Source organism: Dichotomicrobium thermohalophilum (assembly GCF_003550175.1).
Taxonomy (GTDB): Bacteria; Pseudomonadota; Alphaproteobacteria; order Rhizobiales; family Rhodomicrobiaceae; genus Dichotomicrobium; species Dichotomicrobium thermohalophilum.
Window position 1 is genome coordinate 37,321 of the sequence record NZ_QXDF01000001.1, and the last position, 25,151, is coordinate 62,471.

A 25,151-nucleotide genomic window follows, 5' to 3' on the forward strand; every position below is an offset into this window, starting at 1 on the left:
AGCCGAACATGCAGACAATCGCTCAGGCCCAGGCCACCATCCAGGATGATTTCGCAACGGAAGTGCTGAACGGCCTGAGCCGCCGGCCGCGCTCTATCCCCTGCCGCTTTCTTTATGACGCGCGCGGGTCCGAGCTTTTCGAGCAGATCACCGGTCTTGAGGAGTATTACCCGACCCGCACCGAGATCGGCCTGCTGGAGCGTCACGCGGACGACATCGCCGAGATGGCCGGCGAGGACGTGGCGATCGTCGAGTTCGGCTCCGGCTCCAGCCGCAAGACGGAAATTCTGATCGCCGCGCTGCCGGAGTTGGACGCGTATGTCGCGATCGATATCTCGGCAGCGGCCCTCTCGGAAGCGGCGATCCGGCTTCGTGAACGATTCCCCGGGCTGGAGGTCATCACCGTGACGGGCGACTTCAACGATGCGATCGACCTGCCGGACAAGCTGATCCGCACGCGAAAGCTGGGTTTCTTCCCCGGCTCAACGATCGGAAATCTGGGCAAGAACGAAGCGATCGGCTTCCTCAAAACCGCCCGCGAACTGCTGGGCGCGGACGGCGCGCTGCTGATCGGAGTCGATCTGAAGAAGGACGAGTCGATCCTTGTGCCCGCCTACGACGACAGCGAAGGCGTGACGGCCGCGTTCAACCTCAACCTCTTGACGCGCATCAACCGAGAACTGGGCGGCACCTTCGACCTCGCCAAATTTGCCCACGAGGCGATCTACAACGCCGAGGCCGGTCGGATGGAAATCTACATCACCAGCCGCGAAGATCAGGAGGTTACAGTGCTCGGCCAGCCCTTCTCCTTCGCGCGCGGCGAGCGCATCCACACCGAGAACTCCCACAAATACGCGCTTGCCGACATTGCCGCGATGGCGGAGGCCGCGGGCTGGACCCATGCCCGCGCCTGGGTGGATGACAACAACCTCTTCAGCGTCAACATGCTCACGCAGGCGGGTTAGCCCGACGCGGACCCGCGATCCTTGTCACGCAGGCGCCGCTCAGCCGACGCATCGTTCGAATCGCTCATATGGGACGGCTGCCCGCTGCCATCGATCGGGATGAAATGGGCTTGCAGCCGCACCAGCGCGGTCGAGAGCTTCTGCGCTTCATGGAAGGACTGCTCGTCGGGCGGCTGACCGTTCACATCGCCACGCGCCAGCGCCCACGCGAAATCCGCCAGCCGACGCATGGTAGCGGCAATGCCCTGGAGGAACAGCAGAAGGATGCCGAAGGTCGCGGCCACCCCGATCCCCAACGCGATCCAGAAATGCCGAAGCAGCCAGTGCACCGGCTGCAAGGCCAGGGCGGCATCCTTTCGGATGACGAGCCGCCATCCAAAGCTGGGCAGATCGCGGTAGTCAATCTCTGGAACGGTGACGGTGACGTAGCGTTTACCGTCCGGCCAGGTTTCGATCCGCGCGGTCGGCTCAAGGCGGCTATCGGGCGCGACGGTGCTCAGCCGCAGGCTTTCGCCCTCCAGGCCTTGGGGGCCGAAAAGCACCTGCCGGTCCGCGCTCAGCAGCAGGCTCTGCGCGTCATCGGCGCCAAAGCCCGCGAGGATGCTGCGCACTTCGTCCCAGTCGAAATGCGCGCCCAGGACGCCGACGGTGTGCCCCTCTTCGTCGCGGATTGGCGCGGCAAAGTCGAACATGCGCTCCGTGGCGGCCTGAGGCGGCAGCATCGCGGCCAGCCCGGGATCGCGGTGATAATCCCCGGCGAAGGAGCCATGCAGGCCGCTCTCGAACCACGGCCTGCCGCTGACCCGCTGCCCTTCGCGGACGCCGGATGACGCGGCATAGACCCTGCCGTCGGTTCGCGCGATACCTAGCCAAAGATAGCGCTGATCTGTCTCGACGATCCGCGTGAGAAGTTCCCGCAGCTGGATCGGATCGTCCATGCGGACCGTATCCGCGAGCCGGGTAATATTCCGCCATGGCAGATAAAGCTGCCGCGCAAGGGCATGAGCTTGAAGCCGGCCGCGCTCCTTCAGGCTGTTCAGCACGAGCGCTTCACCGACTCCGGCCAGCCTGAACGTATACACCAAACCGAACAAAAGCAGCGGGCAGATCAGCGCCAGGATAAGCACCAGCACAAGCCAGCGCCGCAACGAGAGGGGCTGCGTATCGGTCATGGCCGCCTCCGCGCGTCGAGTTCCGGCGCGAGGATCCGGCGCCCCAGCCCCGCGAGAATCTGGCCGATCCGGCCTTCAACGGTCCCGGGCGCCCCGCCCGAGGTGTGCAGCTTGTGAACAAGCCGGTCGTGTTGCGCATCGGTCGCAAACAGGCGCAGGGCATAGCCATCCTGGTAAAATGCAGCAACTTCCGCGCGGATCGCGCCGACATCATCGACGCGCAGCTCAACCAGTTGATGCTCCCGCAAGCCGGGCGCGGCGCGCACGCGCGCCTCGGCCGGTTCGATCGTCATGATCCAGGCCGGCAAGACTTCGCCACCCGTCAAGATCGCCGCGGCTTCGACATGGGGGCGCAGCGTATGGCCATAGCGCGGCAGTTCCACGCAGGTAAACGCCGCGAGGATCAGCACGACAAGGTTGTACAGCGTCCAGAACAGGATCACCGCCACCCCGTCGCCCGCATACTGGCCGGGGTTGTAGTCGGTCAGCATCGGCAGCCACAGCCCGAACACCGTGAGCGCCATCAGCAGCAGGAACGGCCGCGCGAGTTGCCACTGGATCACCCGCTCGCCGCGGTGCCCGCCCTTGTCCGTCACCTTGAACTTGTGCGGTCCGGAGGTCAGCAGGCCCGTCCAAACGGCGCGCGTGATGGGCCAGGCAGCGACAAGCTGCGCCACATCCGTCACGAACGGTATGATAAGCCCGCGCGACAGCCAGTTCAGCGCGATCAGGTTCGCGACGTAGGCCGGGCCGAAATAGTTGAGCACATCGGCAACATCCGCGTCGACCGCGAGAATGCCGAAATACCAGTAGAGCAACGGCACCACGATCGCTGCGATGCGGAAGGAAAACGTCGTGCTCCAGAACAACAGGGAGTCGAGAACGCTGATCCGGTGGCGCAAGCTCAGTCTGTGACCCACGCCCAAGGGATTGTAACCCCCGCGCACGATCTGCATCATGCCAAGGCACCAGCGCGCCCGCTGGGTGATGTATTCCGGCAGCCCTTCGGCGGCGAGCCCTTCCGTCAGCGCCTCGTTCAGATAGACCGTCCTGTAGCCATGCTCGGCAAAGCGCAGGCTGAGGAGGAAGTCCTCCGTCACGCTTTCCGTCGGCACGCCGCCGATCTCTTCCAGTGCGCTGGCGCGGATCAGCGACGAGGTGCCGCAGCAGATGGCGATACCCCAGGCGTCGCGCGCGGGCTGCACGTGATTGAAGAAGAAGCGTTGCTCGTCCGGGCAGACATCGGTCACGCCGAGATTGTGCTGGATCGGGTCGGGATTGAAAAAATGCTGCGGTGTCTGGACGAGCGCTACCGCGGGGTCGTGGAACAGGCTGACGGCGCGGTGCAGAAACTGGCGATGCGGAACGAAATCCGCATCGAGAACCGCGATGAAGTCAGGCGCGTCGGCGGCCTGGCTGCGCAGGGTAAAGGCGTGATTGATGTTGCCGGCCTTGGCGTGCGCGTTGTCCTGTCGGGTGATGTAGCCGACGCCCTTCTCGGCGCAAAGCGCCCTAAGCCAGTCACGCTGCCCGTCATCCAGCACAAAGGTCCGGGCATTCGAGTAAGTGGTTGCCTGCGCCCCGGCAATTGTGCGCTGCAGGACGTCGGAGTCCTCATTATAGGTGGCGATGAAGACGTCGATGCGGGGCGGATCGCGATCACCCCACCAGCCCTGAAACTGGTTGGCCTCTTGATGGCGATCCCTACTGCGCGAAAGAATGAGCGCGGCGATCGTCGAGGAGGCCATCGCCAAAGCCTCCAGACTTGCGAAGCTCCAGGCCACGACGCTGTCGATCTCGAAGGCCAGCGGCGGGATGGTGCTGCCAAAGCGCCAGGCGATATAGCGCCAGCTCAGTATGATGACGACGGCCATCAGGACCGCGCGAAGCCACGGATTGTCACGCCGGCAATAGGGAAGCACGAGACACGCGAAGCCGACGATCGCCAGTGTCAGGCCGAGATTGGCGAGGTACTCGTTGAAAACCAGCATGTCAGCCTCTCGCGCTCACAACCCTAGCCGCATGAGCAGCGAATCCGCTGCGTTGAGCGGCGAGTGTGCGAAAACCACCCGCCCGGTCCGCCCCACCATGCAGCCCGTGTCGCGCTTGAAGTTGAGGTCCGGGACTTTCAGGAGCACGTCATAGCGCTCCAGTTGCTCCGGCCCGGGGGCGATGGCCAGCTTGTCATAGCGTCCGCCGGCGCCCGAGCCTGCCAGCCGTGTGACAGTGGCTTGATATGACCGCTCGCCGCCGCGCAAGCGGAACTGTGCCGCGTCACCGCGCTTCAGCCCATTGTAGAGCCGCTCGCTCACGCCCGCCGTTACCATCACCGTGTCGCAGTCGACGACGCGCAGCAGGTCCTGGCCCTTCCGGACCGTTTCGCCACTATTGGCCAGAAAGTCCCAGACGACCCCGTTGACCGGCGAGACCAGCTCGGCGCGCGACAGGCGCGCAAGGCGGACCCGTTCCACATCGAGCTGGGTTTCAAGTTGTTTCTTCTGCTCGCGCAGGCTTTCCAGTTCCGCGTCGAGCCGCTTCAGGCGCAGTTCCAGTTCCTTGATGCGCTGCTGGGAATAAGGGGCGTCATTGTAGGAGTCGCCGAGGAAGGTGCCCTGCCGCGCGGCCGACAACTCGACTTGAAGAAAGGCCTTCTTTTGGCGCACAGCCTCGGTATCCTTGACCGCGACCTCGTAGTTTGACTTAGCCTCCTCCAGATTGGCCGCCGACATGACGCCGCGCGACCGCAGCTTCTGCGCGCGCTTATGAGCCTGCAACGCCTCGCGCTCGCGCGCTTCGGCTGCTTCGATCCGTGCTCTCGCCTCCTCGATACGTGCCCGAAGCTGGTCGATGCGCCCGCGCTTGTAGGACGCGACCTGTGTGTCAAGCGCCTTGCGGGCGGCTTTCGTGTCCCGCTGTTGGGCCTTCACCTTGCGGATTTCGGCTGCAAGCCGCGCCCGGCGGTTTGACAGGTCCGAAAGACGGGAGTTGTCGACGCGGTCGTTTTTGATATCTCCCAGGCGCTGGCGCCGGCGGATCACCCTGCCGATCTGGTCGAATGCGAAGGTGACGGTGCCGTCAATGGGGGCGCGGATCGTAGTCAGTCGGGCATTGACGGTGGCATTTGCACTGACGCCCGCCAGGTGTTCGCCAACGACGATATAAAGCCCCGCAACAAGTGCGAGGATCCCGAGAGCGACGCGTAACATCGTTTCGTTTCCGCATCCCCATCGCTATACAACTTATCGCTGTAGAGTTAAGGCGGGGTTAGACACGCGCGAAATCAGTAAAGTGATGATCGCACATCTATGTGAGCTTGGGGCGCGTGGGTCTCAGAAGCCCCCGAAGAGGCTGGCGAGCAGGATGACTGCTATGAGCGCGATCAGGGGGCCCACAATCGCGGCCATGAAGATATCGCCGTAAGCCTGTCTGTGGTCGAGCTTACAGATGCTCAGCACGGTGATGACCGCGCCGTTGTGCGGTAGCACGTCGAGTGTGCCGGATGCGATCGAGGTGACGCGGTGCATCGCCTCCAACGAGATGTTCTGCGCCTCGGCAAGCTGCACATAGGTCGGCCCGAGCGTTTCCAGCGCGATGCTCATGCCCCCCGAAGCCGAGCCGGTGATGGCGCTGAGCAGGTTGACGGCCACCGCCAGCGAGACCAGCGGGTTCAAATCGCCCAGGGCCAGTAGCGCGTCGCTGATAATCTCGAACGCCGGAAGCGCCGCGATGACCGCGCCAAAGCCGACAAGGCTCGCCGTCGCGGCGATCGGGAGGACGGACGCGTTCGCACCCTCGTCCAGGCTGGCCTGAAGACGGGTCAGCCGCGACCAGTTCAGCCCGACGATCAGCAGGATTGCCGCCACCAGCGCGACGATAATCGCCCAGACGCCACGCACCGCGTCAATGTCGGTCGCGCCGAATTTCGGCTGAGCGAGATAGGTCGTGTCCATGGCCGGAACAACGAACTGGATGAACAGCAGGTTGACCAGAACGACCGCCACGACCGGCGCTATCGCCGCCGGAAAGGAGGGCGGCGCGGCCTCCGTTGGCGTCCCCAGCGGCAGTTCGCGGATGTCGTAGCCGTCGCGCACCGCGCCCTCGCGCATCATCAGATCGCTTTCGGGCACCGCATCGTCGTGTTCCCCGTAGCCTTCGCCCCTGGACCCAGCGCGGGCGCGCTGCCGGTTCAACCACCACATGCCAAAAGCCAGCATGATGAGCGCGGCGATGATGCCGAGGCCGGGCGCCGCGAAGGCCGTCGTGCCGAAGAACGGCATCGGGATCGCGTTCTGGATGGCCGGACTGCCGGGCAATGCCGACATGGTGAAACTGAACGAGCCGAGCGCCAGGCTTGCAGGGATCAGCCGCTTCGGAATATCCGCATCGCGGAACAGAGATGCGGCAATCGGATAAATCGCAAAGGCGACGACGAACAGCGAGACGCCGCCATAGGTCAACACAGCACAGCACAGCACGACGGCAAGGATCGCCTGCTCCGGCCCGAGCCAGCGGATGACCGTGTTGGCGATCGCTGTGGCCGAGCCGCTGTCATCCATCAGCTTGCCGAAGATCGCGCCGAGCAGGAACAGCGGAAAGAAGGCGATGATGAAATCGCCCATGTTCGACATGAAGATCTGCGTATACGCCGCCAGAACCGGTAGCCCGCCGGTGACGAGGGCGGTCAGCACGGCGATACCCGGCGCGAGGATCAACAGCGTGATCCCGCGATAAGCGAGATACATCAGCAGGACGAGGGCCAGAAAGACGATCAAGACGTCGATCATTTCGCCGGATCGACCTCTCGCGGCCGTCGCGTTCCGCCGCGCAGATGCGCCGGACGCAGGCTTTCCTCGAAAACGAAATACGGACGGAAGGTTGTGCGGGCGCCGAGATCGTTGCCGTGCCTGGTCATCCAGTTGTCGGCAGTGCGCCGGCCCAGTTTGTGCAGATGGTCGAAAAAAGCCCACTCGGCATTCAGCTTGCTGGATGCGCCGAGCTGGCGCATCTCGGCTTCGGCGTCGATGCAGTGCAGGTTGATTTCGCGATAGGCGTCGCGCTCCAGGTTCTCCTCCCGGATGATCTCGGCCAGAAAGCCGAGCGCGCGCAGCTCCTCGATCAGGCTGCCGTTGAAGACGATCTCGTTCAGCCGGTCCTCGATCTCGAAAGCGGTGAGCGGCAGTTGCGGCCGCTCGAACGGGTTGATCCAGATGATCATAAGGTCGCGCGCGTTGGTCTCGTCCACCAGCGGGAATAGCGGCGGATTGCCCATGAAGCCGCCATCCCAGTAAGCGTCCCCGTCAATTTCCACGGCGTGGGACAGGTACGGCAGACAGGCCGACGCCAGCACCGCTTCCGCACTGATCTTGGGCTGGCGGAAGACCTTGCGCCGTCCGGTGCGCACGTTCGTCGCCGCGATGAACAGCTTGGCCGAGGTGCAGGCGTTGATGGCGTCGAAGTCGAAAACATCGCGGACGACATCGCGCAGAGGGTTCACCGAAAACGGGTTGAGAACGTAGGGCGAAATCCTGCTCAGCACGTTCCGGTAGAAATGAAAGCTCGGGGAGAACTCCAGCGACCAGCGGCCCATCATCCGGTCAAGCGGCGAACGCTGGATCGGACTGAACAGCCCTGCCCGAGCGACCGCCGTCCAGTAAGCACGCAGCTTCGCCCTCGCCGCGTCCGGCCCGCCGCGCGCCAGACCTTCCACGAGGGCGCAGGCGTTCATCGCGCCCGCGCTGGTGCCGCTGACGGCTTCGATCTGGATCCAGTCTTCTTCCAACAGCCGGTCGAGCACGCCCCAGGTGAAGGCGCCGTGGGAACCGCCGCCCTGAAGCGCGAGATCAATGGCAACAACGTTGCGGGCGGTCATGGGCGCCGTTTCCGGTCATAGCGGGCGCTGCGGGACGATACGACTCTACGAATAAGCCCCCGAGACCAGAGTTGGCCATCCCAGCCTGCGTCCGTCGTTAGCAAACCGCGAACGGAAACCGCCGCTTTCGCCTGGCCAAGTCAGTGATCCGACCCCTCCAGCATGAGCAGCAGCACCGCGACGACGGATGCGCCCACCGTGAAGGCGCCAAACTCCAGCCGCGTGCGCATATGCGGCAGCTCGCTGACGGTCGTAACGAGGATGATCCCGCCGGCCAGAAATGACGACCCGAGCGCCAGCACTTCCGGCTGCACCGGCACGGCGAGCGCTCAGGGCAGAGGCACCGTAAGCTGCACGCGGCCCGTCACGTTTGGATCGGTCTGGGCATCCACGCTCTCAAACTGGGTCGTCGCCTGAATCCGATATTCATCCGGCATGGTGACGTTCACGCCTCCGCCCAGGGCACCATTTACGGCAAGGGCGTCCAGCTCGGAGAGCCCTTCAACGGGCTCGAGCTCGGCCGTACTGCGGTAATGCAGGAACGGCTCGATAACCGATCCGTTCTCCAGTTGGAAGCTGCGCCGCATTTCCGGCCCCAGACTGAGCTTGTTGGTCGTTACGCCCTGCCCGAACCCCTCAGGAACCTCGGTTGCATGGATGAAGGCGGCGGAAGATGAAACCTGCCAGCCCGCCAAGTCGAAATCCCCCTTCAGCCGGGCCTTGGCGAGCCTGCGTTCCGCGGCGAAACGGCTGGCAACCCCGTCTGGGTCAACAAGATCGTCACTCTCACCCCAGGCAAGCCGCGCGTCGAATACCAGATTCTCCGTAAGCCGCTGCGCCACATATGGCCCAATCATATACGCGGTTCCGGCAGCGGTCGCGCCGCCCAAAATGCCGGTCTGCTGTTCCAGGTCCTCGAATTCGACCGATGCACCGACCAGGAAATCCTCGCTGACGGTATAATCCGCACCGAAATGGCTAATGACGCCCTGTCGGGAACTGCCGGGGGCGATTCCTTCGATCTTCGTGCTGCTCCAGACGTCAACCTTCTTGCTTGCAGCGGTCGCCGGATCGGGCAAATCGGTGCCCTCGGGCACGGAGCCCTGTACTTTCTCGATCTTTTCGGCGTCCTCGCGGGCAAAATAGGCGCCCCATTGGCTCAGGCTGGTCCGCAGCTCGACGGCTGTTCCCTGCGGTGCCAGGAACAAAGGAAAATTGCCGTTGGCGCCCGCATCCCACGCGCGTCCGTTGATGCGTCCAGCGACCTGACCGTGCTCGGGTTCGACGTTGATGGCGCGATCCTTGCGCTGCTGCAGAAGGTTCTGATGCACGTCCGCGAGCCGGTCAGCACAAGTGGTGACGACGGTTCCCTCACTTTCACAGATGCTCGCCGCCTGAAGGGTTTGAGAGCTGGCGGAAAGGAACAGAAACAGCACAGCCGCAACACTGCTGCGCGGTTCAGGGTGTCGTAACCCGATGACGCTCATCAATCTTGTTTCCCGAACTTACCTTCCTGGCCGCGAGACATGACGTCAGAGTGTGGAATTTGTGCGGCGCAATTCGCGCGTGCATACGCAAGCCGGTAAGGAGGTCGATTGGAACCTTCCCCAATTTCAGGGCGTTGAAAGTGCGGGAGGTGTTCGTTCGCTCCGGTGAAACGTGCGCTGGCGTTTCGATCGACAAGCCAACACGCCTACAGTTCAGGCCACGCGGAGTTCATTGCGCTTTGCAGGCAAGGAGATCCTGAGGACTGCAGCATGGAAACTCTGCAGCAGCTAACTGACCGGATCGGCGCATACGGAGACCGCACGGGCCTTGTCGACCTCTCCAGCGACATGGAGAATGTCTGGACGTTTCCAGCGCTCCGCGACGAAAGCGAGTCCCTGGCAAATCGTCTTCTCGCCGAGGGCCTGAGACCGCAGGATCGTGTCGCGCTGATCGCCCCCAACAGCGCCGCGTGGGTCATTGCTGCGCTTGCCATCCTGCGCGCCGGTGCGGTTTGCATCCCGATCGACACCCAGGCCACCGATGAGCAGCTCAAGCACATGCTCCAGCTCGCTCGGCCGAAGAAAGCATTTGTCTCCGAAAGGTTGCGCAAAAGGTTGGCGGCGATCGACCTGGAACACGCGCCGGAAACCGAGTTGCTCGAAGGCCACCTCCGTGGCGGACAGGCCGAGCATCCCGAGCGCGATTTCCCCGAGGTCTCGGCCGACGACACCGCCGTCATCTTCTTCACCTCGGGCACAACCGGGCCGCCCAAAGGGGTCCCGCTCAGCCACCGCAACCTGATGCACCAACTCGAAGTCCTGCGTGATCTTCGGCTCGTGACGGAGACAGACCGGCTGCTCCTGCCCTTGCCGCTGCATCATGTCTATCCGTTCACGATCGGGCTGCTTACGCCGATGTATCTAGGCGTTCCGATCATCTTTCCAGCCGGCCTCACCGGTGCTGAACTCATGGCGGCGCTTCGGGATCAGGAAGCTTCCTTCATCCTCGGCCTGCCGCGGCTCTACAGCGCGCTTTACGACGGGATCCAGAACCGGGTTGCCAAGCTGCGCTGGCCGCTGCGCCCGGCGGTTCGCGGGCTAGCAAGTCTGAGCACCTGGCTGCGCGCCCGCTTCGGCGTCTCCGCGGGACGATGGCTGCTGCGCCCCCTGCACGGCAGGTTCGCGCCGAAGCTGCGCACGCTTGTCTCGGGCGGCGCCCCACTCGCACCCGATCTGGCCCGGCGGCTTGAAGGGTTCGGCTGGCAGGTCGCTGCCGGCTACGGGCTGACGGAAACCTCGCCGCTGCTGACGCTGATAACGCCGCAGAGCCGCAATTTCGATGGGGCGGGAAAGCCGGTGCGCGGTGTCACGGTGCGGATTCGCAAGACCGAGGACGAGCTGGGTGAGGTCGAGGTCCAGGGACCGAACGTCTTTGCCGGCTATCTGGAGAATCCGCAGGAAACGGCGAAAAGCTTCACGAAAGATGGCTGGTTCAAGACTGGCGATCGCGGGCGCCTCGACGAAAGCGGGGTGCTCCACTTGTTCGGGCGGCTCTCCACACTCATCATCACGCCCTCGGGCGAGAAGATCCAGCCGGACCCGCTCGAAGAACATTACGAGCGTCATCCGACCATCGGCGAGATCGGCATTCTGCAGCGCGACCACAAGCTGGTTGCCGTTGTCGTGCCGGAGGTCGAAGCCGCGGGCGAGGACGTCCGCGCCGCCATTTCCGAGGCGCTGAGTGCACAGGCGCGCAGCCTCCCATCCTTCCAGCGTCTGAGCGGCTTCGAGGTCAGCCGCGAGCCGCTGGCGCGCACCCGGCTGGGCAGGATCCGCCGCAGGAAACTGCAGCAACGCTATGATACCCTGCGCGCCGGCCAGGCCGAAGCGGAAACCGGCTCGATCCCACTGGAAAACATGCGCGAGGAAGACCGCGCCCTGCTGGAGCATGAGCCCGCGCGCCAGGTCTGGCGCTTTCTCGCCGACCGGTTTCCGGACGTCAGGCTGCGGCCCGACAGCTCCTTCACGCATGACCTCGGCGTGGATTCGCTGGGCTGGGTCGACCTGTCACTGGACATTCAGCACGCTTCTGGCGCGGAGCTCACGGAAGACGACGTCGCCGAAATCCAGACCGTCCGCGACCTCCTGCGAACGGTTACCCGGAAGACGCCAAAGGGCGTCGCGGCAGAGCCGCCCGATCCGCTGGAGTATCCGGAAAAAGTGCTCTCCGAAGCGGAGCGGGTTTGGCTCCGGCCGGCCAGTGTGCCGACGCGCTGGCTCGGGGCGATCGGATACGGCCTGAACCGGCTGATTTTCCGCACCTTCTTTGAGCTGAAGGTCGAGGGCGCCGAGAGCGTCCCCAAGGACACCCCGGTGATACTGACGCCCAATCACACCAGCTACATGGACGGGCCGGCGCTTGCCGCCGCCCTGGACAATGATATCCTGTCGCGGCTGCGCTGGGCCGGCTCGCGCAACATCCTGATGAGCAGCCGCATCAGGCGATTTTTTTCGCGAGCAGCGCGAATCGTGCCGATTGATCCCGGCGCCTCAGCCCGCCGGGACCTTGCCTATGGCGCGGCGACGCTCAAGCAAGGCGAAACGCTGGTATGGTTCCCCGAGGGCGACATCTCCCGAACCGGAAAGCTGAAGCATTTTCAGCCCGGCGCGGCACTGCTCGCGGACAAGTTCCAGGTGCCTGTCGTGCCGGTCATCATTCAGGGCACCAGCGACGCCCTGCCGCCCGGGCATCAAATCCCGAAACCGAAGCCGGTCCGCGTACGCTTCGGCCAGCCGCTCGATCCGGGGGCAATGGCCGATGCCGGCGAAGAAGACCGGCCCTGGAAGCGGATCAACCGGGTTCTGCACGACCAGATGGATGACATGCTGTGACCGGGGAGCGCCGTGGCCGCCTAACCCCGGAGCAGCGCCGCATGGCCGACACAAAGGGCATGGTCGCCTGGGCGATCTATGACTGGTCGCACAATGCCTTTGGGACCGTCGTCCTGACGTTCGTCTTCTCTGCCTATTTCACGCGCCAGATCGCACCGGATACGACGACGGGAACGGCGCTGTGGGGGAACACCGTCGGCATTGCAACCTTCATCGTGGCCGTGCTCGCCCCCTTTCTCGGCGCGTTGGCGGACAAGAAAGGCCGGCTCAAGCCCTGGGTCGCCGCGTTCACCCTGCTCTGCGCGGCGGCCACCGCGGGGTTGTGGTTCGTCAAGCCGTCGCCGGAATCGCTGGTCCTGGCCCTCGCGCTCGTCGGGGTGGGCACTCTGGGGGCCCATCTCGCCTTCATCTTTTACAATGCGATGCTCCCGCACCTCGTGCCGCCCGGGCGGCAGGGCGGATGGTCGGGCTGGGGCTGGGGGCTTGGATATTTCGGCGGGCTAGCCTGCCTCACCGCCATCTGGTTCGGGTTTCTCGGCGCTGACCCCGTGTTTGTCCTGCCCAACGAAACCGGCATGCAGGTGCGCGCCGCCTGCCTCTTTACCGCGGGCTGGCTCGTGTTTTTTTCGCTGCCGCTAATACTGATCACGCCGGATGCAGCGGCAACCGGCGTGCCGCTTCGCGAGGCCGTCCGCAAAGGGCTGGTCCGGCTGGGCAGGACCGTGCGCCAAATCCTGCGCTGCCGCCCCCTGTTCCGGTTTTTCGTCGCGCACATGCTTTACATCGACGCGCTGGCGGCGGTTTTCGTGATGGGCGGCGTCTTCGCAGGCGGCACGGTCGGCATGGATGCGCAGCAGGTCCTGCTTTTCGGGATCGCGCTCAACATCAGCGCCGGGGTTGGCGCCTTCGTCTTTGCCGTCATCAGCCATCTGCTCAGCAGCAGGACGGCAATCCTGCTTGGCCTCGTCGGGCTGATGAGTTCCGCGCTGGGGATGCTCTACACCAGCGACGTCCTGATGGCATTCTGGCTGTTCGGGCTCCTCTTCGGAGTCTTTGTCGGGCCGGTGCAGGCGGCAAGCCGCTCCTTCCTCGCGGAGATCGCGCCCGAGAAGCTGCGGGCTCAGATGTTCGGGTTTTATGCGCTTTCCGGCAAGGCCACGTCCTTCGCCGGGCCGCTGGCGGTCGGCTGGATAAGCTACTGGACGGGAAGCCAGGTCATCGGCATGAGCGCGCTGCTCGTGTTCTTCACGGCCGGCTTTGCGCTGCTGCTGACAGTGCCGAACGCCCGGCAGCTTGCCGCGAGGATTTCGGTCTTCAACTGAAAGGCGACGGCAAACGTGGCGCCCATGGTTGCCTGTTGCCGCTCCAATCCGCGGATCAGCAAAGACATCCGCTGGCCCTCAAGATTGGGCCCGGCATGATCAAAGCTGCCGAGAAGTTCCAGCACCGCGTTCGGCAGCCTCTGATGCATGAAGACCAAACGGGCAAGGCCAGATCTGTCGGAACAGCCCCCGGGGCTCGGCAGCACTGTCAAAACTGCTCTCACGGCCTCTCCCAGAGTCTCCGCGAAGCGCGAATAGGCTTCCAGTAAGCCGACTGTAAACGGCGATTTTTCCGCTGAGGGGCCTCAGTCGGGCGCCTGAGACGGCTGAGCAACGCATGAGGGCGATCACGCCGCTCCGCACACCACCAATGCGGTTTCGTGTTTTCACACCAGGCGAATGATCGGCGACCAGACGAGAAAGCCACGAAATTAACCTGGATCAAGGCGCTGGCCGAGATGATCCCGCAATCTGAACGAAAAGTCGCAAAATGCTTCACGAACGCGGGTGGAAACGGTTCGATGGAATGGGCTCCAATTCACAAGCGCCCCGAGGATTACTCGGGTGCCAATCTTGTCGATTATCCCGCGTTCGCGGCTGATTTCTCCTGGAATGACGCGCGAGCGCAGCTTGACGGGCTCCCCGGCGGTGGACTGAACATCGCGCACGAGGCGGTGGACCGGCATGCCGCCGGCGAGAAGGCCGACAAGATCGCGCTGCGCTGGATCGGCCGTGACGGCGAAACTCGCGATTTCACTTACGCCCAGCTTGCCCGCGAGACGGCCCGCTTCGCCAATGTCCTCCAAGCACATGGCATCGGAAATGGCGAGCGGGTCTATTCGCTGCTCGGTCGCGAGCCGGAGCTCTATATCGCGGCGCTTGGCACGCTGAAGAATGGCAGCGTGTTCTCGCCGCTGTTCTCCGCCTTCGGCCCGGAGCCTGTGAAAGCGCGAATGACCATCGGCGAGGCGAGCGCGCTGGTCACGACCGCCTCCCTCTATCGCCGCAAGATCGCGCCGTGGCGGCAGGAGCTTCCCGGTCTCAAGCAGGTCTTCATCATCGATGCGCCGGACACCCTGCCCGAGGGCACTGTTGACCTGACGACGGCGATGGCCGACGCCTCCGACAGCTTCGAGACCGCGCGCACGCGGCCCGAAGACATGGCGCTGCTGCACTTCACCAGCGGCACGACCGGGCGGCCGAAGGGCGCCGTGCATGTGCATGAAGCGGTCGTCGCGCATCACATCACCGGGCGGCTCGCGCTCGACCTGCACCCCGACGACGTCTTCTGGTGCACCGCCGATCCCGGCTGGGTCACGGGCACCTCCTACGGCATCATCTCGCCTCTCACCAATGGCGCGACCATGATCGTCGATCAGGCCGAGTTCGACGCCGCGCGCTGGTATCGCATCCTGCAGGATCAGAAGGTCAATGTCTGGTATACCGCGCCGACCGCGATCCGAATGTTGATGCGCATCGGCAGCGACATCGTGAAGGAACACGACCTGTCCGCGCTGCGCTTCATGGCCAGTGTGGGCGAGCCGCTCAACCCCGAAGCCGTGGTCTGGAGCGAGGAGGCCTTCGGGATGCCCTTCCACGACAACTGGTGGCAGACCGAGACCGGCGGCATCATGATCGCCAATTACCGCGCGATGGATGTGCGGCCCGGCTCCATGGGCAAGCCGCTGCCCGGCGTGACGGCGGCGGTCGTCGAGAAAGGTGAGGACGGGCACATGCGCCCAGTCGCTGAGCCGATGACGGTCGGCGAACTCGCGCTCGAACCTGGCTGGCCGTCGATGATGCGCGCGTATCTCCACGAAGAGGAACGCTACAACAAAAGCTTCGCGGACGGCTGGTATCTCTCCGGCGATCTCGCCATGCGCGATGCGGACGGCTATTTCTGGTTCGTCGGCCGCGCGGATGACGTGATCAAGAGCGCCGGGCACCTCATCGGCCCGTTCGAGGTGGAAAGCGCGCTGATGGAGCATCCGGCGGTCGCCGAGGTCGGCGTGATCGGCATTCCGGACGAGGCGGCCGGCGAGATCGTGAAGGCCTATGTCGCGATCAAGAAAGGCCACGAGCCCGACGAAGCGCTGCGCAAGGAGCTGCTCGGCCACGCACGCAAAAAGCTTGGCCCAGCCGTCGCGCCGCGCGAGATCGCGTTCCGCCAGAACCTGCCGAAAACGCGCAGCGGCAAGATCATGCGCCGTTTGTTGAAAGCGCGCGAGCTTGGCCTGCCGGAAGGCGACACCTCTACCCTGGAAAGCGACGAGAAATGAGCCGCGCCGCCGACAAACCGCATCTGTCCCGCGAGCATGCATTGGACCTGCTGCGGGCGATGATGCGCATCCGCCGTTTCGAGGGCGAGTGCGCACGGCTCTACACCGAACAGAAGATCCGCGGCTTCCTGCATCTCTATGATGGCGAGGAGGCGATCGCAGCCGGCATCATCCCGGTGCTCGAAGCGCGCGACCGGATCGTGGCGACCTATCGCGAGCACGCCCATGCCCTGGTGCGGGGCATTCCCATGAACGCGGTCATGGCCGAGATGTTCGGCAAGCAGGAAGGCTGCAGCCACGGGCGGGGCGGCTCGATGCATCTGTTCAGCAGCGAGACCAACTTCTACGGCGGCAACGCCATCGTCGGCGGCGGGATGCCGGTGGCCGTAGGGCTGGCGCTGTCGGACCACATGCGCGGCGACGATGTCGTGACGGCCTGCTTTTTCGGCGAGGGCGCGGTCGCCGAGGGCGAGTTTCACGAAAGCCTGAACCTTGCCGCGCTCTGGTCGCTGCCCGTGCTGTTCATCTGCGAAAACAACCTCTACGCGATGGGGACCGCGCTCGACCGTTCAGAGTCCGTCACCGACATCCACAAGAAACCGGATTGTTACGGCATCGACGCCGAGGTGGTGGACGGGATGGATGTGGTTGCGGTCGAGGCGGCCGCCCGCCGCGCGATCGCCAAGGTGCGGGAGACCGGCGCGCCGCACTTCCTCGAATGCCGGACCTACCGCTTCCGCGCCCATTCGATGTTTGACGCGCAACTCTACCGCGACAAGTCGGAGGTCGAGGAATGGCGCGAGAAGGGGCCGATCGTGCGCTTTCGCGAATGGCTTGAGGACGCCGGCATGGCGCACGGCGAGGAGATCGAAAAGATCGCGGAAGAGATCGAGGGCGAAGTCGCTGAGGCGGTCGCCTTCGCCGAGCGTGGAAGCTGGGAACCGGTCACCGAGCTGACGCGCTTCACCTATGCGGACAGGACGGCCTGAGCCATGGCGGACGCGGCGGCGAAAAGCACAACACGCGAGATCACCTACCGCGAGGCCGTGCGCGCGGCGATCCGCGACGCGATGCAGCGCGACGAGCGCGTGTTCCTCATGGGCGAGGATGTCGGGCGCTATGGCGGCTGCTACGCGGTCAGCAAGGGCTTGCTGGAGGAATTCGGGCCGGCGCGCATTCGCGACACGCCACTATCGGAATCCGGCTTCACCGGCGCAGGTATTGGCGCCGCGATGGGCGGAATGCGCCCGATTGTCGAGCTTATGACCGTCAATTTCAGCCTGCTGGCGCTGGATCAGATCATGAACAACGCCGCCACCATCCGGCACATGTCCGGCAACCAGTTTGGCGTGCCGCTGGTGATCCGCATGGCCACCGGCGCGGGCAAGCAGCTCGCCGCGCAGCACTCGCACAGCCTGGAGGGCTGGTACGCGCACATCCCCGGCATCAAGGTGCTGGCCCCGGCCACGCTCGCGGACGCGCGCGGGATGCTCTGGAGCGCGCTGGAAGACCCGGACCCGGTTCTGATTTTCGAGAACGTCATGCTCTACAACATGAGCGGAGAGCTTCCCGAGGATGCGGGCGCGGTCAACATCGACAAGGCCGCTGTCCGCCGCGAGGGCGCGGACATCAGCCTGATCACCTATGGCGGCTCGCTCTGGAAGACGCTGGAGGCCGCCGAGACGCTCGCGGGGGAGGGGCTTTCGGCAGAGGTCGTCGATCTGCGCACGCTGCGCCCGCTGGACGATGAGACGATCATGGCGTCGGTGCGCAAGACGCGCCGCGCCGTCGTCGTGGATGAGGGCTGGCGCTCCGGCAGCCTCGCGGCGGAGGTCTGCACGCGGATTATGGAGCAGGCGTTCTGGGACCTCGACGGGCCGCTTGGCCGGGTTTGCAGCGAAGAGGTGCCGATCCCCTATCCGCATCACCTCGAACAGGCCGCGATCCCCCAGGCCGACGAGGTCGTGGCGATGGCCAAGGCGCTGATGGGGCGGGAGTGAGCCGATGGCAGAATTCCGCATGCCCTCGCTTGGCGCTGACATGGAAGCGGGCACGCTCGTCGAGTGGATGGTGAAGCCAGGCGACACCGTTACGCGCGGCGACATCGTGGCGGTGGTCGAGACGCAGAAGGGCGCGATCGAGATCGAGATTTTCGACAGCGGTGAGGTCGAGAAGCTGCTGGTGGACGAGGACACCGAGGTGCCCGTCGGCACGCCGCTCGCCATCGTGCGCAAGGAAGGGGAAACCGAAGCCGAAGCGCGCGCTGCCCCCGAGGCCCTGGTAGAACCGTCCGCCCCGCCCAGAGCTGCCGCGCCGCCCCCCGCCGCCGCCAAAGCCCCGCCGAGCGCCGGCCGGGTGCGCATTTCGCCTGTCGCGCGCCGGCTCGCCCATGAGCGCGGCGTCGACATCTCGCAGATCAAGGGCACCGGCCCCGGTGGCGCGATCGTCAAGGAAGATATTGAGCAGGCGGCGGCAGCCCAGCCTGAAAAGCCCGAAAAGAAGCGCGCCGCGCTCAACCTCGACGCGATGCGCGAGGCGATCGCCGCGGCGATGGCACGCTCCAAGCGCGAAATTCCGCATTACTACCTCGCGCACCGCATCGACATGACTGCTTGCGAAGAGTGGCTCGCCGAGGTCAACGCGGAGCGCCCGCCCGCCGAACGCCTCTTGATGGGCGCGCTGAACGTCAAGGCCACCGCGCTCGCCGCGCGCAAACATCTCAAATTCAACGGCTTTTTCGAGGATGGCGAATTCCAGCCCTCCGACGCGATCCATGTCGGGATGGCGATCGCCATTCGCGGCGGCGGGTTGGCCGCCCCCGCGCTGCGCGACGCGGACAAGCAGCCGCTCGATGAACTGATGGCCGACATCCGTGATCTTGTCGCCCGCACGCGCGCCGGGCGGATGCGCAGTTCCGAAATCTCCGACCCGACTATCACCGTGTCGAGCATGGGGGATCGCGGCGTCGAGGCGCTTTACGGCATCATCTATCCGCCACAAGTCGCCATCGTCGGCTTCGGCAAGCCCGAGACGCGCCCCTGGATCGTCGATGGCGCGGTGGTCCCGCGCACAGTCATGACGATCACGCTCTCCGCCGATCACCGCGTCACCGACGGCCATGCTGGCGGGTTGTTCCTGGCGGAAATCGGTCAACTGCTGCAGGAGCCGGAGAAGCTATGAACGAGGTGGATATTCGCGCGGTCGTGCTGGAAGAGTTGGGCAACATCGCGCCGGAAGCAGACATGAGCACGGTCGACCCCAAGGCCGATCTGCGCGAGGAACTCGACATCGACTCCATGGATTTCCTGAACTTCATCACCGCGCTGCACGACCGGCTCGGCGTGAATGTGCCGGAGCTGGACTACCCGAAGCTCACGACGGTGGACGGCGCAGTTGATTATCTGAGGAACCAGCGCGGAGGCTAGCCAGGCGCGCTGCCGCAGCCGCGGTACCGCTTCTTCATTCTGTGGCTCTCGTCAGCCCCAGTCCAATCGGCAACAACCCTGTGCGCGCCGGCGACACCGAGACGACGTTCCAGTTGACGGGGCTGCGGGGGCTTCCTAATGTCTCGGCCTTCCTACAACATCCTCCGGCGGCCAGCAGATGTTGCACAAGATTTTGACGGTTCGCGTGAACCTTGCCCTGGTTTTTCTCGGCGCGTTCAGTGTCATGCTGCTGATCAAGCTGACATCCCTGCTACCGGCCCAGTACTATTTCAGCTTTTCCAAACTCGTTTCGGGCGATCGCGGTCCGTTTCTTGTCGACCCACCGAGCGTGTCGGGCGCCAAGCTATGCGAACTCCTCCGCCGCAACCGGATTTCGAGCGAAGATCTCCAGACCGTCGAGATCGACTGCAACCAGAACATGCTCGCCGGGCAATCGGAATCGGCGGCGACCGGCCCGCGTTTCTCGCCGCAGGAAATCGACGCGATCTACAACAGCGTTCTGGTCAATTCCGGGAGCTTGCAGGAGCGCAGCCAGCAACTTGCCTACCGCTTCCGGCTGACCCCCATGACCGGCGAGGAGCTTGAGGAGATTCTCACGCGCGCCCAGTCGGTGGACGCCGCGGTCAAAGCGATTTCCCTGCGATACAGCTATCAGGTCAACCAGGGGATCGAGCAGCCGTTGCGGCAGAATGTCGAGCAGCTTCTCGCCGCGCTGCCCGAGCCGGCATACACCGGCGCCACGCGCGAGCGGCTCAGCTTGCCCCCGCTCAACGAAAATGAGCAGGCACGCCTGCGCGCCGCCCATTCAGCCTTCATCGAAGCGATCAACACGCGCATCGGCCAGGCCTCACCGCCGCCTGTCAGAAAATCCGATCTGGACGGGTTCGTGGAGAACGCCTGGGGCAAGTACGACCTCTCTGCGAAAATCACCGAGCATCACGCCGCGCCAATGAAGGCGGTCATTGATAGCACCTTGACGAACGCCGTGGCCGCTCAAGGCCTGCAGCTACGCAGCAGCGACGAGCTTCAGCAAGTCGTCTTCACCGAACTCTCTGCAGCCGGTCTGCGTGACTACGCAGCCTCTGCGCTCATCAGGCTCGCTGCGGTGCTTTTGTTCGGTATCGTGGCCGGCATCGCGTTCGGGCGACACGAATTCGTCTCGATCTCGGTAGCGGCGGCACTCGCGGCCTTCCTTCTGAGCTGGCCGCTGATGCTGATGTGGGAGAACCTCGTCGATCCTCGGTGGAACGACCAGCGACCGCTGTTCCTCGTGTTCTATGGCGTCTACATCCTGTCGTTCTATTTCACAGCCCGCTTCGGCGCGGTCATCGGAGCCTTGATCCGGCGCGGGGTGATGCGGCGATCCGAGCCTTTGTTGACGACCGCCGGGAATTCGGCCGCGGCCAATGCCGTCACGTTCCGGGACTTCATCATCAATCTGGGCGCGTCGGTCTTTATCAACATCGCCGTCTATGCCACCAACATGGTGATCCCGCTGACGGCGGCCGTGACCTAAAATGACGCGCAGCGGCGTCCGCGACGGGCGGATTTGGCCGCTGTTTCCGCTCGCCGCTGCCGCGATCCTGTTCGTCTTCGTTATCGGGCAGGCGATCCGGCACGATTACCGACGGTCCGACATACTGTCCACCGCCGCGCAATCTCCCGCCTCGGCGGCCGCGGCGATCGCCGAGCGGTTCGGCGCCGGAACGGCCGTGTGCCATCCCACCGGACCGACGGATGACCTCGACAACCTGATTAGCGCCCTCTTCGCCCTGGAAAGGTTCGGCGTCTCGCCGTTCGAAACCACGGCAGAAGCCCTGGCCGTGCGCGTGAGTGGCTGGCTTGGTCTGACACCACCGGATTTCAGCTATGGTCCCGGCCAGATCCGCTTGAGCCGGGCTCTTTCGCTCGCCGCGGTCGCCGACGACCCGGCGGGCTGGAAGACGCAGGTGGCGACGGCATCAAAGCTTCTGGAACCATGCGCTGCGCGAGGGGTGGCCCGTCGCCTGATCAGGCAGGCACGGCACCGCAGGCAAGGCGAACTCGACGCCGAGGGGGCGCTCGATCACGGCGAACTGGACCGGCTTGCCGCCATCTACAACGCGCAGGACGCCCCCACCGACGGAAAGGCCGCGCTTGCACACCATCTGTTCAACCGGATTGCCTATCACCTGACGCTTCACTACCGGTACGAGAACACGCCCGATGGAGCCGCATCCCGCGATCGGCGCTAACCGCGATCATCTGGCCACCCCGCTGGCAGATGCCTCTCGGGACGCCAGCGCTGCCTACGCGCCCAAAAAATCAGCACCCCGGCCGCGCATCGGGCGCTGCTCGACCCGCCGGCGGCCCGGTTTCCCCACCGCGATGCAGGCGGACGGCGCCCGCCTGCACGAGCCCCCCATCTGGCACACTCCTTGCGTAACGTGACGCGAGGTCAAATCCGGCTTCTTCCGCGCCCGACACAAAACGCGACGGAAGGGGGCCGTTCCAGCCAAAACATTTCTGGAAATGAGACCAAGAGTTTCGATCGTTGCGCCTTGATTAAACAGCATGATAACGTTTTACCGCCCGGCGCCGCGGCGCAAACGCCCGCTCAAGGGGCCTCTGCTCCAAGCTGGAGCGCCGGAGTGACGGGGCTACCGGAGCCGAGGTGGCTCAGGTATGATGAGAAGGCAGAAAGAGGAGAGAGAGATGAAAAAACTCGTAACGGCTGCCCTTCTGGCATTCGGCATTGCCGCTGGCCCGGCCGCCGCGCAGGAGGTCAATGTCGGTTACCAACTGCCCTATAACCCGTGGAAGGTCTACATCGCTGACGGCAAATTCCAGGAAGCCACGGGCGCCGAAATCAATTTCCGCCGCTTCGACTCGGGGTCCAAGGTCATCAACGCCATGTCCTCCGGCGACATCGACATCGCCATGGCCGGCTCCAGCCCGATCGCCGCAGGCATCAGCCGCGGGCTGCCGATCTCGCTGTTCTGGATCGTCGAGAACATCGCAGACGCCGAAGCAATGGTGGTTCGCGACGGCTCGGGCATCGAAAAGCCGGAAGACCTGAAGGGCAAGCGCATCGGCGTGCCGTTCGTGTCGACCACGCACTTCCACACGCTCTTCGCGCTCGAACTCTGGGGCATCAGTCCGGATGAGGTCGAACTGCTCAACATGCAGCCGAACACGATCGCCGCGGCCTGGGAGCGGGGCGACATCGATGCCGCCTTCGTCTGGAACCCGGCACTCGGCCGTATCAAGGAATCCGGCGAAGTGCTGATCACCTCGGGTGATCTGGCCGCGAAAGGCCGGGCCACGTTCGACGGCATGGTCGTCCGCAATGACTTCGCCGAAGAGAACCCGGAGTTCATGTGCAAGTTCGTGGCCACCATGGCCGAAGCCGACGAAGCCTATCGCTCGAACCCGGAAGCCTTCGGCCCGGACTCCGAAAACGCCAAGAAGATCGTGAGCCTCGTTGGCGGCGAGCCGGCGCAGGTGCCGGGCGTTCTGGAGCTGTACGAGTTCCCGACGATGGAAGAGCAGGCTTCGGATGCCTGGCTCGGCGGCGGTGAAGATACCGGCGCGGCCAAGGCCCTCCGCGCGACCTCCGCCTTCCTGAAGGAGCAGAAGCAGATCGACAGCCTGCTTCCCGACTACAGCGAAGTCGTGACCAATCGCTTCGTGAATATGGCTCTTGAGGGCTGCTAAAGCCTACTGCTGAACTGGCGGGCGGCGCGGCCGACCTCTCGTGCTGCCCGCCTTCTGCATCCCGCTTCGCCAAGCTCCGAGAAGGAGAAAGACACCATGTCAGAGAGCGCGGTCAAAGCCGACGCCCCGCCCGAAACGCAAACGTCGACGACCCGTCCCGCCGGAACGGGTGAAGGGCTCAGGGCCGAGAATGTTGCTGTCGTCTATCCCACCAAGGACGGTGAGGGCGTCCACGCGCTGGAGAATGTCTCGCTGAGCATTGACCCTGGCGATTTCGTCGTGGCGCTTGGGGCGTCGGGCTGCGGCAAGACAACATTCCTCAACCTGCTTGCGGGGTTCATCAAGCCGAGTTCGGGCACTGTCACGCTCGCTGGCAAGCAGGTCACCGGCCCTGGCGCCGACCGCGGCGTGGTCTTCCAGAAACACGCACTGCTGCCTTGGCTGAATGTGCGTCAGAACGTGACGTTCGGGCTGAAGCTTCAGGGCGTGCCCAAGGCGAAGCGCCGTGAGATCGCGCTGAAAAACCTCGAACTCGTCGGGCTGAAGGGCTTTGAAACCCACCAGATTTATGAGCTCTCGGGCGGCATGCAGCAGCGCGTCGGGCTGGCGCGGGCGCTGACCAGCGACCCCAAGGTGCTGTTGATGGACGAGCCGCTCGGGGCGCTCGACGCGCTCACGCGAGAGAGCATGCAGGAGTTGATCCTCGATGTCTGGCGCGAGACGCACAAGGCGATCTTCTTCATCACGCACTCGGTCGAGGAGGCGTTGTTCATGGCGACACGCCTGATCGTTATGTCGCCAAGGCCGGGGCGGATCACACACGAATACGACCTTGACTTCTGCCACCGGTTCTTCGAGTGCCGTGACGCGCGCAAGGTAAAGTCGGACCCGGACTTCATCGAAATGCGCGAAAAAATCCTTTCGATCATCCACGCCGACGAGGCGCAGCATGGCCAATCCTGACGTAACAACGACTCCCCTCAACCGCGGTCCGCGTCCGTGGGCGGCACTGCGCTGGATTTCGGACAAGTTCTCGGCGGGCCCTGCCAAGCCGGGCGATTCCTACGGGGCGCCTGGCATGGGCAACTCGACGGGTATCGCTGTCGCCGCGGCGATCTCGCTGTTCGTGCTGTGGATCCTCGTGACGGCTGGCGAGAGCCCGCTGATCCCGCCGCTGTTCCTGCCCTCACCTCTGGCCGTCTGGAACAAGTTCATCTCCGTCGGGTTCGACGGCTATCAGGGCTACACGCTTTGGGAACACACCTGGGCGAGCCTGACCCGTATCTTCGGCGCGTTCTTCTTCGCTCTGGTGATCGGCATCCCGGTCGGCATCGCGATGGCGACGAACCGCATTTTCCGCGGCATCTTCGACCCGCCGATCGAATTCTATCGCCCGCTGCCGCCGCTCGGCTATCTGCCGCTGACGGTGATCTGGTTCGGCATCGACGAGACGCAGAAGCTGGTGCTGCTGTTCCTGGCAATGTTCGCGCCGATCGTGCTGAACACGCGGGCCGGGGTGCGTTCGGTTGCGATCGAGCAGATCCACGCGGCCTATTCGCTCGGCGCATCGCGCCGGCAGATCCTTCAGCACGTGATCCTCAAGGGGGCGATGCCCGAAATCCTCACTGGCCTGCGCATCGGTATCGGGTTCGGCTGGACGACGCTGGTCGCCGCCGAGCTGGTGGCGACGCAGGAAGGTCTCGGCGCGATGATCATGACAGCGTCCGAGTTCCTCGTGACCGACATCGTCGTCATGGGAATCATCGTGATCGGCATCATCGCCTACCTGTTCGACCTGTTCATGCGTTGGGTGGAGCGCAAGCTCGTGCCATGGAAGGGCAAGGTGTAGGACGGAAACGAGGCCGCCGGATGCGGCGGCCTCACCTTGACGACGTTGATTTCCGGACTGCCACGTCATGCCCGCGCCTGATGCGGGCCTTCATCTCATCGCCAGGTCAGTTGCCTGGATCGCCCGGTCTCACGCCCTGCAATCACGTCCACTGAACAACGGATAGGGTCGCGG

At 64.5% G+C, this 25,151-nt stretch carries 20 protein-coding genes; 13 read left to right on the plus strand and 7 right to left on the minus strand.

Translation table 11 applies throughout. The features are described from left to right. The first annotated feature begins 8 nt into the window (after positions 1-8). Positions 9-965: an L-histidine N(alpha)-methyltransferase gene (gene egtD / locus BXY53_RS00150; RefSeq protein WP_119059947.1), complete on the plus strand. Its 957-nt coding sequence runs from the start codon at positions 9-11 to the stop codon at positions 963-965. On the opposite strand, the gene BXY53_RS00155 is transcribed toward egtD, so the two are convergent. The 7 genes from BXY53_RS00155 to BXY53_RS00180 all read right to left on the minus strand — a co-directional run bounded on the left by BXY53_RS00155 (position 962) and on the right by BXY53_RS00180 (position 9,493). Then, complete coding sequence (locus tag BXY53_RS00155; RefSeq protein WP_119059948.1) at positions 962-2,137, minus strand: cache domain-containing protein; 1,176 nt, start codon at positions 2,135-2,137, stop codon at positions 962-964. The two genes, egtD and BXY53_RS00155, sit on opposite strands and share 4 nt — an antisense overlap. Further along, a complete protein-coding gene (locus BXY53_RS00160; RefSeq protein ID WP_119059949.1) occupies positions 2,134-4,128 on the minus strand; it encodes a glycosyltransferase family 2 protein in 1,995 nt (664 codons plus the stop codon). Before BXY53_RS00160 ends, BXY53_RS00155 begins: the two co-directional genes overlap by 4 nt. 15 nt (positions 4,129-4,143) lie before the next feature. After that, the gene (locus BXY53_RS00165; RefSeq protein ID WP_119059950.1) at positions 4,144-5,343 is read right to left on the minus strand and encodes an HlyD family secretion protein; all 1,200 of its coding nucleotides are present in this window, start codon (positions 5,341-5,343) and stop codon (positions 4,144-4,146) included. A gap of 123 nt (positions 5,344-5,466) precedes the next feature. Beyond that, positions 5,467-6,921, minus strand: coding sequence for a GntP family permease (locus BXY53_RS00170; protein WP_119059951.1), 1,455 nt, complete (start codon positions 6,919-6,921; stop codon positions 5,467-5,469). Beyond that, complete coding sequence (locus BXY53_RS00175) at positions 6,918-8,006, minus strand: patatin-like phospholipase family protein (RefSeq protein ID WP_119059952.1); 1,089 nt, start codon at positions 8,004-8,006, stop codon at positions 6,918-6,920. The genes BXY53_RS00170 and BXY53_RS00175 overlap by 4 nt, the downstream gene beginning before the upstream one ends. Before the next feature lie 140 nt (positions 8,007-8,146). Continuing rightward, entirely contained in the window at positions 8,147-8,326 is a 180-nt protein-coding gene (locus tag BXY53_RS13925; RefSeq protein WP_147361455.1) for a hypothetical protein, read from the minus strand. Positions 8,327-8,335: 9 nt separating this feature from the next. Then, on the minus strand, positions 8,336-9,493 hold the full coding sequence (locus BXY53_RS00180; protein ID WP_147361456.1) for an autotransporter outer membrane beta-barrel domain-containing protein: 1,158 nt from the start codon (positions 9,491-9,493) through the stop codon (positions 8,336-8,338). A 270-nt stretch (positions 9,494-9,763) separates the two neighbouring features. On the opposite strand from BXY53_RS00180, the gene BXY53_RS00185 reads away from it, so the two are divergent. From BXY53_RS00185 to BXY53_RS00240, 12 genes are all read left to right on the plus strand, one after another. Then, a complete protein-coding gene (locus tag BXY53_RS00185; RefSeq protein WP_119059954.1) occupies positions 9,764-12,385 on the plus strand; it encodes an AMP-binding protein in 2,622 nt (873 codons plus the stop codon). 41 nt (positions 12,386-12,426) lie between these two features. Further along, positions 12,427-13,707 carry an MFS transporter gene (locus BXY53_RS00190; protein WP_119059955.1) on the plus strand — a complete coding sequence of 427 codons (1,281 nt, stop codon included), beginning with the start codon at positions 12,427-12,429 and terminating at the stop codon, positions 13,705-13,707. 521 nt (positions 13,708-14,228) lie between these two features. After that, the gene (acsA, locus tag BXY53_RS00195; protein ID WP_119059956.1) at positions 14,229-15,986 is read left to right on the plus strand and encodes an acetate--CoA ligase; all 1,758 of its coding nucleotides are present in this window, start codon (positions 14,229-14,231) and stop codon (positions 15,984-15,986) included. After that, on the plus strand, positions 15,983-16,975 hold the full coding sequence (pdhA, locus tag BXY53_RS00200; protein WP_119059957.1) for a pyruvate dehydrogenase (acetyl-transferring) E1 component subunit alpha: 993 nt from the start codon (positions 15,983-15,985) through the stop codon (positions 16,973-16,975). The genes acsA and pdhA overlap by 4 nt, the downstream gene beginning before the upstream one ends. A 3-nt stretch (positions 16,976-16,978) precedes the next feature. Then, positions 16,979-17,986, plus strand: a complete 1,008-nt coding sequence (locus tag BXY53_RS00205) for an alpha-ketoacid dehydrogenase subunit beta (protein ID WP_119059958.1) — start codon at positions 16,979-16,981, stop codon at positions 17,984-17,986. A gap of 4 nt (positions 17,987-17,990) precedes the next feature. Then, the gene (locus BXY53_RS00210; protein ID WP_119059959.1) at positions 17,991-19,166 is read left to right on the plus strand and encodes a dihydrolipoamide acetyltransferase family protein; all 1,176 of its coding nucleotides are present in this window, start codon (positions 17,991-17,993) and stop codon (positions 19,164-19,166) included. Continuing rightward, positions 19,163-19,411, plus strand: coding sequence for an acyl carrier protein (locus tag BXY53_RS00215; RefSeq protein WP_119059960.1), 249 nt, complete (start codon positions 19,163-19,165; stop codon positions 19,409-19,411). The genes BXY53_RS00210 and BXY53_RS00215 overlap by 4 nt, the downstream gene beginning before the upstream one ends. A 178-nt stretch (positions 19,412-19,589) precedes the next feature. Further along, complete coding sequence (locus BXY53_RS00220; RefSeq protein ID WP_119059961.1) at positions 19,590-20,948, plus strand: hypothetical protein; 1,359 nt, start codon at positions 19,590-19,592, stop codon at positions 20,946-20,948. 1 nt (position 20,949) lies between these two features. Beyond that, on the plus strand, positions 20,950-21,666 hold the full coding sequence (locus tag BXY53_RS00225) for a hypothetical protein (protein ID WP_119059962.1): 717 nt from the start codon (positions 20,950-20,952) through the stop codon (positions 21,664-21,666). A gap of 460 nt (positions 21,667-22,126) precedes the next feature. Next, complete coding sequence (gene tauA, locus BXY53_RS00230; protein ID WP_210209104.1) at positions 22,127-23,128, plus strand: taurine ABC transporter substrate-binding protein; 1,002 nt, start codon at positions 22,127-22,129, stop codon at positions 23,126-23,128. A 96-nt stretch (positions 23,129-23,224) separates the two neighbouring features. Continuing rightward, positions 23,225-24,091, plus strand: a complete 867-nt coding sequence (locus BXY53_RS00235) for a taurine ABC transporter ATP-binding protein (protein WP_119059963.1) — start codon at positions 23,225-23,227, stop codon at positions 24,089-24,091. Continuing rightward, entirely contained in the window at positions 24,078-24,977 is a 900-nt protein-coding gene (locus tag BXY53_RS00240) for an ABC transporter permease subunit (protein WP_119059964.1), read from the plus strand. The genes BXY53_RS00235 and BXY53_RS00240 overlap by 14 nt, the downstream gene beginning before the upstream one ends. The last annotated feature ends 174 nt before the right edge of the window (positions 24,978-25,151 follow it).